Source organism: Stenotrophomonas sp. (assembly GCF_036662295.1).
Taxonomy (GTDB): domain Bacteria; phylum Pseudomonadota; class Gammaproteobacteria; order Xanthomonadales; family Xanthomonadaceae; genus Stenotrophomonas.
In genome coordinates this window covers 1-6,875 of record NZ_JAVWXA010000154.1, presented here as the reverse complement: position 1 = coordinate 6,875, position 6,875 = coordinate 1, and the positions used below count along the sequence as shown (strand labels likewise).

Below are 6,875 nucleotides of genomic sequence, written 5' to 3'. Positions count from 1 at the left end.
CGAAGCCACCCATGGGGTGGCTCTACCCCAAGCGATGGGTGCGTTGGCGGAGGCACATCGCGCCGCATCTGGCACCACCAGCAAACAACCCGGCAAACCGGGCTGCGCGTATCGGGCACCGCGGGCAGCCACCCATGGGGTGGCGCTACCCGTTTGGGGGCGGGGTTACTTTGCCTTGCCCTGGTTCGCCACGGCTTCGGCCGCCTTGCGCGCCGCTTCCGGGTCGCCGAGGTAGCGGAACGACTGCACGGTGAGGTCGTCGTTGAGCTCGAACAGCAACGGGATGCCGGTGGGGATGTTGAGCTCCAGGATCGCTTCCTGGGACACGTTGTTGAGGTACTTGTACAGCGCGCGCAGCGAGTTGCCGTGGGCGGTGACCAGCACGGTCTTGCCGTCCTTGAGCTGCGGGGCGATGGCATCGAACCAGTACGGCAGCACGCGCTCGAGCGTGGTGGCCAGCGATTCGGTGCCCGGCAGCGCGTTACGGTCCAGGCCGGCGTAGCGGCGGTCGTGAATCGGGTGGCCCGGGTCCTCGCGGTCCATCGCCGGCGGCGGGATGTCGTAGGAGCGGCGCCAGATCTTGACCTGGTCCTCGCCGTGCCTGGCGGCGGTCTCGGCCTTGTCCAGGCCCTGCAGGCCACCGTAGTGACGCTCGTTCAGGCGCCAGCTCTTGCTGACCGGCAGCCAGTCCTGGTCCAGCTCGGCCAGCGCACCCTGCAAGGTGTGGATGGCGCGCTTGAGCACCGAGGTATGCGCCACGTCGAACTGCAGCCCTTCCTCGCGCATCAGGCGGCCGGCCGCGGCGGCCTCCCGGCGGCCCTGGTCGGTCAGTTCCACGTCCACCCAACCGGTGAAGCGGTTGTCCAGGTTCCACTGGCTCTGGCCGTGGCGCAACAGTACGAGTTTCCGGGTCACTGCAGTATCTCCGACAGATGGCAAGGCAGGCCTGCATTGTAGCGGCAAGCCCGCCCTGCCCCGCACCCGTGGCGACGGGCCCGCCGGTTCAGGGATGCGGATGGCCGTGATGGCCCTGGGCGTCCTGCGGCGCGCGACGCGGGGCCTCGCTGCCGGACGCATGCCCATGCCCATGCCCTTGCCCTGCGTGGTCGTGGTCGTGGTCGTGGTCGTGGTCGTGGTCGTGGTCATCGTGCGCGTGCCCGGCTGCGCGCGGGGTGCCCACGCTGCAGCTGTCGCCACAATGATCGGCCTCGATCTGCAGGGTCACATGGTCGATGTCGAACGCCTCGTGCAGCGCGGTGCCCAGCGTGCGGCGCAGGGCGTCGGCATCCACGCCGTCGGCCATCACCACGTGTGCGGTCAGCGCCGGCGTGCTGGAGGCCAGCGCCCACACGTGCAGGTCGTGCACGTCCACCACGCCCGGCTGCCCGCACAGCGTGCGGCGCACGGCATGCACGTCGATACCCTTGGGCACGCCTTCCAGCAGCACGTTGATCGCCTCGCGCATCAACACCCACGTGCGCGGCAGCACCCACAGCCCGATCAGCACCGCCAGGATCGGGTCGATCGGCTTCCAGCCGGTCCAGCGGATCAGCAGCGCGCCGATGATCACCGCGACCGAGCCGAGCATGTCGGCCCACACTTCCAGGTAGGCACCCTTCACGTTGAGGCTTTCGCCGCTGCCGGCCCGCAGCAGGCGCATCGAGATCAGGTTGATGACCAGGCCCACCGCCGCGATCACCAGCATGCCGGTGGAGGCGATCTCCTGCGGCTGCCGGAAGCGCGCGATCGCCTCCCACAGGATGTAGGCGGCCACCACGAACAGCATGCCGCCGTTGATCATCGCGCCCAGCGCTTCCAGCCGCGCATACCCGTAAGTGCGCTTGGCATCGGGCGGGCGCCGGCTCAGCCGCACCGCCACCAGCGCGATCATCAAGGCCAGGGTGTCGGTGGCCATGTGCGCCGCATCGGACAGCAGCGCCAGGCTGTTGGTCCAGAAGGCGCCGGCCACTTCCACCAGCAGGAACGTGGTGGTCAGGCCGAGCGCCCACCACAGCGGCTTCTCGTGGCGGATCTCGCTGGGAAGATGATCGTGATCGTGGCCCATGGGCAATGACTCCTGTGCAATGGGACAGCCTAGCCCGGCGCCCCACGGGAGACTATTACGCGGTTTATAACATTGCACAGACCGGTTGCCCGCCGCATTCACGCCACTATGATGACCACAGCGCCCTGCGATCTGGCCGGGCCGCGGACAGCCGGACCGCCACGGCGGTGCTGTCCGGACCGGACCCCCATGCACAAGGAATCCAGGAAGATGTGGAGCAGGAAAATCGTCCCGGTCGCGCTGGCCACCCTGGCCGCGTCCCTCACCCTTGCCCTGCCGGCAGCGGCACGCACCTGCGAACAGAATTTCAAGGCGATCGGCGACCCGCGCAACGGCCAGACCTTCGTCACCGAACTCACCGTGCCCGGGCTCAAGCCAGGCAGTGCGCTGGGCCAGTTGCGCAAGCGCGCGCTGGACGCTGGCAACGTATTCGTCAGCGGCGATGTGATCACCCCGGAAGAAGGCCAGATGTACCTGGTCCAGACCAATCTGAAGGTGCCGCTGGTGACCGTGGTGACCGCCAGCCACCAGGGCAGCGTGGTGATCGGCACCAAGCTGGCGCGCGGGCAGACCGCACCGGAGGACGGCGTGCGCACGGAAATGTGCAACTGGCTCAACGGCCTGAAGGCCGGCAAGGAAGGCGAGGCCATCGCCGAGGCCGTGCGTGTTTCCAGCGGCTTCGACAAGCCGACCGTCGCCACGGCGGTAGGCATGTCCAGCGTGCTGGGCAAGGAAACCAAGGCACTGCAGCGCCGGATCAGTACCGCACCGCTGAAGGGCCTGCTCTCCGGCGGCAACGCCGATCCCGACGTGGATGCCATGTTCCAGCCCTTGATCGCCAAGTATTTCGGGCGCCGCTTCATCATCGACGGCCAGGTGTACACCGCGCTGCCCAACCGGATGAAGAACACCTTCGAAGTGGGCTATCTGGTCACCAAGATGAAGGGAATCGGCGGCATCGGCGGGCGCCAGGCGAACGACTTCAACAACAGCAACTTCACCGTGCATTGCGCGCTGGCCGACGACCAGGCCGCGCTGGCCGCCACCCTGCGCGGCAACGACTGGGTAAAACTGCAGGGCACCGTGGACAGCATCGACATGGGCGGCATCCACCTGCGCGACTGTCGCCAGGTGAAGTAACGCGGCGGCCGCAGCACCCTGCGGCCACCACCGTTGCTCCCCATCCGTGGTTACGATGGCGTACCTGTTCCGCACACCAATACTGCCCATGCCGCCCCGCCCACCCGCCTACACCGATGCCTTCATGCGCCAGGTGGCACACGAGGCGTATGCACAGACGCCCCCCGGCGGCATCGCCGAGGTGGCCGCACGCCATGGGGTGGACGCAGCGGAGGTAAGCCAGTGGCTGCAGCGCTGGTTCCCGCCGGCGCCGGCACCGTATTCGGCGGTGCATGTGTGGCTGGGCGACGGCGGTGCCGACGAAACGCGCTTCCACGCCTATTTCGAGGCCTCGCCGGCCTATTGGGAGGTGGAAGATCCCTCGCAGGCCGCACTTTCGGTGACCGGCTGCGGCTTCAGCATCGACCTGGGCGAGCGTCATCTTTACGACGGCGATCTGTTCGGCGTGGACTGGCGCCCGGCACCGGTGCCGGCGGCCGAGTTGTTCGACGGCTGGCCGCTGGAAGCGGACACCGAAGCGGCCATCGTGCAGGCCGCCGACGCGGCGGGCCTGCAGACCGCTTCGGCGATGTTCCTGTACTTCGATCCCGGCCAATGCGTCCGCGAGCCGGACAAGCGCTACAACGGGCTGCGCTACCTCGGGCTGTTTGCCAACCGGTAAACCGGCGACCTGCGCAGGCAAGGGTATGCGACCGGGCCATGCGGCCAACTTCGGCAAGGCGGGCGCCTGCCGTGCACGCGGCGGCGCAGGTAGGATCACGGACGGGCCTTGCGGCCCACCGTCTTCATTGCCCGCCGAGAAACTGTCCATGCTGCATCGCGCCCTGTTCCGCCCCATCCGTCTGCTGCTGCCAGTGCTGCTGGTGTGTGGCGCACCGCTGCTGCAGGCGCGCGAGGTGGCCACGCCGGCCGAGCACGTGGAGGCCGATGGCCCGTACGTGTTCCGCGAAGGCACCCGGCTGCGCGCGCAGTGGATCTGCCGGGACAAGGTCACCACCCGCACCGTTCGTGCCGGCCGCACCGGCACCCGCCTGGCCCCGCGGTGCGGCGACGGCCAGCGCGTGCACGTGCTGCCACCAGCCACGCCCGCCATCGCGGTGTTGCCGGCGGTGCCGCGGATCGTGGCACTGTCGGACATCCATGGCCAGTACGACCTGCTGGTGCGCCTGCTGCGCGCCCACCACGTGATCGACGCGCGCAACCGCTGGGCACTGGGCGCGGACACCCTGGTGGTGGCCGGGGACGTGTTCGACCGTGGCCCCCAGGTGACCGAGGCGTTCTGGCTGCTGTACGGGCTGCAGGAACAGGCCGGCGCGGCCGGCGGCGCGGTCCACTTCGTGCTGGGCAACCACGAGACCATGGTGCTCTATGACGACCTGCGCTACGTCAACCCCAAGTACCTGCGCAGTGCGCAGTTGCTGGGCCGCAGCTACCCGCAGCTGTACGCGGCCGACTCGGTGATCGGGCAGTGGCTGCGCACGCGCCCGGTGTTGCTGCGCATCGGCGATACCCTGTTCCTGCACGGCGGCATTGCCCCCGAGGCGCTGCCATTGGCGCTGGACCCGGCGGCCACCAACGCCGCCTACCAGGCCTCGCTGGGCCTGCCCAAGGCCACCGTCAAGAACGACCCGGCCACCGCGCCGCTGTATGACGGCAGGACCAGCCCGATCTGGTACCGCGGCTATTTCGACGGGCGCCTGGATACTGCCCAGGTGCAGGCGCTGCTGCAGCACCTGCAGCTGGAGCGCATCGTGGTGGGGCATACGTCCATGCCGCACGTGAGCGCCTTCCACGGTGATCGCATCATCGCCATCGACAGCAGCATCAAGAACGGCGAGAACGGCGAACTGCTCTTCATCGAAAACGGCCAGCTCAGCCGCGGCCTGCTGGATGGGTCGCGGGTGCCGCTGGCCGAGGGCGTGACGGGCCTGGACGACTGAGCCGGCCAGGCCAGGCTCAGCCCTGCTGAGGCTGCGCCTGCGACGGCACCGTCACCGCAGCCGACGGCAGCGGTGCACGCATGCGGCGCGGCTTGCTGGGGAATGCATGGCGCACGATCCGCCACATCACCTGGCCGAACTGCTTCGGCAGCGAGCCGGTGTTGTAGTGCTGGCCGTAGCGGGCGCAGATGGCCTTCACTTCCACCGCGATGGCGGCGTAGCGGTTGGCCGGCACGTCCGGGTAGAAGTGGTGCTCGATCTGGTGGCTGAGGTTGCCCGACATCAGGTTCATCAGCTTGCCACCGGTCAGGTTGGACGACCCGCGCAGCTGGCGCAGGTACCAGTGGCCGCGGCTCTCATCGCGCACGCATTCCTTGGGGAAGGTCTCGGCATCGGCGGTGAAGTGGCCGCAGAAGATGATGACGTAGGTCCACACGTTGCGGATCAGGTTGGCCACCACGTTGCCCAGCAGCACCGGCAGGAAGAACGGGCCGGCCAGCGCGGGGAAGAGCAGGTAGTCCTTGAACATCTGGCTGCCCATCTTGCGCCCGACCGGACGCGCCTGCGCCAGCAGCTGGCGCAGGGTCATCTTGCCGGCGAACAGGCGGCCCACGCGCAGGTCCTGGATGGCGATGCCCCACTCGAACAACAGCGCGAACACCACCGCCACCACCGGCTGGGCCAGGTAGAACGGACGCCAGCGCTGCTCGGGGAAGATGCGCAGCAGGCCATAGCCGATGTCATCGTCCAGGCCACGCACGTTGGTATAGGTGTGGTGGCGGAAGTTGTGCGTCTTGCGCCAGTTGTCAGCGGTGCCCACGATGTCCCACTCGTAGGTGCTGCCCTGCAGCTGCGGGTCGCCCATGAAGTCGTACTGACCATGGATGACGTTGTGCGCCAGCTCCATGTTCTCCAGGATCTTGGACAGGGCCAGCAGCACCACGCCGGCGATCCAGGCCGGGATCAGCACGCTGTGCACGAACGCCCCCAGGAACAGCAGCGCGCGGCCGGCCACGCCGGTCCAGCGCACGCCGGCCACCACGCGGCGGATGTAGCGCGCGTCGGCCGCGCCCAGCGTGGCCATCTGGCGCGCACGCAGCGCATCGAGTTCATCGCCGAAGGCTTGCAGTTCAGCGGCAGACAGCGCGCGGTTTTGCACGGAAGACATGCTCAGAGCTCCAGGATCAGGTCGGTGCTGGCGCTGTTGACGCACAGCTTCACTTGCGTGGCCGGTTCATCGGCGTACTCGCCGGTCAAGGTGTGCCGGGTCACGCCGGCCGCCTTGCCGCACACGCACGTATTGCAGATGCCCATGCGGCAGCCGCTGGCCGGGCGCAGGCCCTCGGCCTCCAGCGCCTGCAGCAGCGCGGTGCCACGCGGCAGCGTCAGGGTGCGGCCGCTGCGGCGCAGCTCCACCTGCACGGTGCCGGTCTCGGCATCGGGCAGCGTCGGCGGGGTGAACGCTTCGAACTGCAGCGTGGCCACCTGGCCGTGCAGGCGCGCGCGCGCCGCCTCGACGAAACCGCCGGGGCCGCACACCTTCACCTGCGCGGTGGCCAGTTCGCCCAGCGCGTGGAAGTCGAAGCCATCCACGCGCGGCGAGGGCGACTGCGGATCGCGGGTCAGCGCCAGGTGCACGCGCAGGTTGGGATGGCGTGCGCACAGCGCGGCGAATTCGTCGGCAAAGCACACCTCGTCGCGGCGCCTTGCCCAGTACACCAGGTCCACCT

7 protein-coding genes are annotated in these 6,875 nt (G+C 68.8%); 3 read left to right on the top strand and 4 right to left on the bottom strand.

Features of this window, described 5'->3' with window-relative positions; all coding sequences use genetic code 11:
• Nucleotides 1-165 precede the first annotated feature (165 nt).
• Nucleotides 166-915, bottom strand: a complete 750-nt coding sequence (gpmA, locus tag RSA25_RS18475; RefSeq protein WP_332810290.1) for a 2,3-diphosphoglycerate-dependent phosphoglycerate mutase — start codon at nucleotides 913-915, stop codon at nucleotides 166-168.
• Between the two features lie 88 nt (nucleotides 916-1,003).
• On the bottom strand, nucleotides 1,004-2,065 hold the full coding sequence (locus RSA25_RS18470; RefSeq protein WP_332810289.1) for a cation diffusion facilitator family transporter: 1,062 nt from the start codon (nucleotides 2,063-2,065) through the stop codon (nucleotides 1,004-1,006).
• A 210-nt stretch (nucleotides 2,066-2,275) separates the two neighbouring features.
• Between RSA25_RS18470 and RSA25_RS18465 the strand changes: the two genes are divergently transcribed.
• From RSA25_RS18465 to RSA25_RS18455, 3 genes are all read left to right on the top strand, one after another.
• Nucleotides 2,276-3,205, top strand: a complete 930-nt coding sequence (locus tag RSA25_RS18465; RefSeq protein ID WP_332810288.1) for a hypothetical protein — start codon at nucleotides 2,276-2,278, stop codon at nucleotides 3,203-3,205.
• An 88-nt stretch (nucleotides 3,206-3,293) separates the two neighbouring features.
• On the top strand, nucleotides 3,294-3,866 hold the full coding sequence (locus RSA25_RS18460; RefSeq protein WP_332810287.1) for an immunity 22 family protein: 573 nt from the start codon (nucleotides 3,294-3,296) through the stop codon (nucleotides 3,864-3,866).
• A gap of 148 nt (nucleotides 3,867-4,014) precedes the next feature.
• Nucleotides 4,015-5,145, top strand: a complete 1,131-nt coding sequence (locus RSA25_RS18455; protein WP_332810286.1) for a metallophosphoesterase — start codon at nucleotides 4,015-4,017, stop codon at nucleotides 5,143-5,145.
• A gap of 16 nt (nucleotides 5,146-5,161) precedes the next feature.
• Here the strand turns inward: RSA25_RS18455 and RSA25_RS18450 are convergent, their stop codons facing one another.
• Nucleotides 5,162-6,313, bottom strand: coding sequence for an acyl-CoA desaturase (locus RSA25_RS18450; RefSeq protein ID WP_332810285.1), 1,152 nt, complete (start codon nucleotides 6,311-6,313; stop codon nucleotides 5,162-5,164).
• A 2-nt stretch (nucleotides 6,314-6,315) separates the two neighbouring features.
• On the bottom strand, nucleotides 6,316-6,875 hold a 560-nt coding region (locus RSA25_RS18445; protein ID WP_332810284.1), incomplete at its 5' end, for an iron-sulfur cluster-binding domain-containing protein.

Excerpts from the sequence above, each read along its gene's own strand:
- RSA25_RS18470 (WP_332810289.1), bottom strand. The coding sequence starts at position 2,065 with ATGGGCCACGATCACGATCATCTTCCCAGCGAGATCCGCCACGAGAAG.
- RSA25_RS18465 (WP_332810288.1), top strand. The coding sequence starts at position 2,276 with ATGTGGAGCAGGAAAATCGTCCCGGTCGCGCTGGCCACCCTGGCCGCG.
- RSA25_RS18460 (WP_332810287.1), top strand. The coding sequence starts at position 3,294 with ATGCCGCCCCGCCCACCCGCCTACACCGATGCCTTCATGCGCCAGGTG.
- RSA25_RS18455 (WP_332810286.1), top strand. The coding sequence starts at position 4,015 with ATGCTGCATCGCGCCCTGTTCCGCCCCATCCGTCTGCTGCTGCCAGTG.
- RSA25_RS18450 (WP_332810285.1), bottom strand. The coding sequence starts at position 6,313 with ATGTCTTCCGTGCAAAACCGCGCGCTGTCTGCCGCTGAACTGCAAGCC.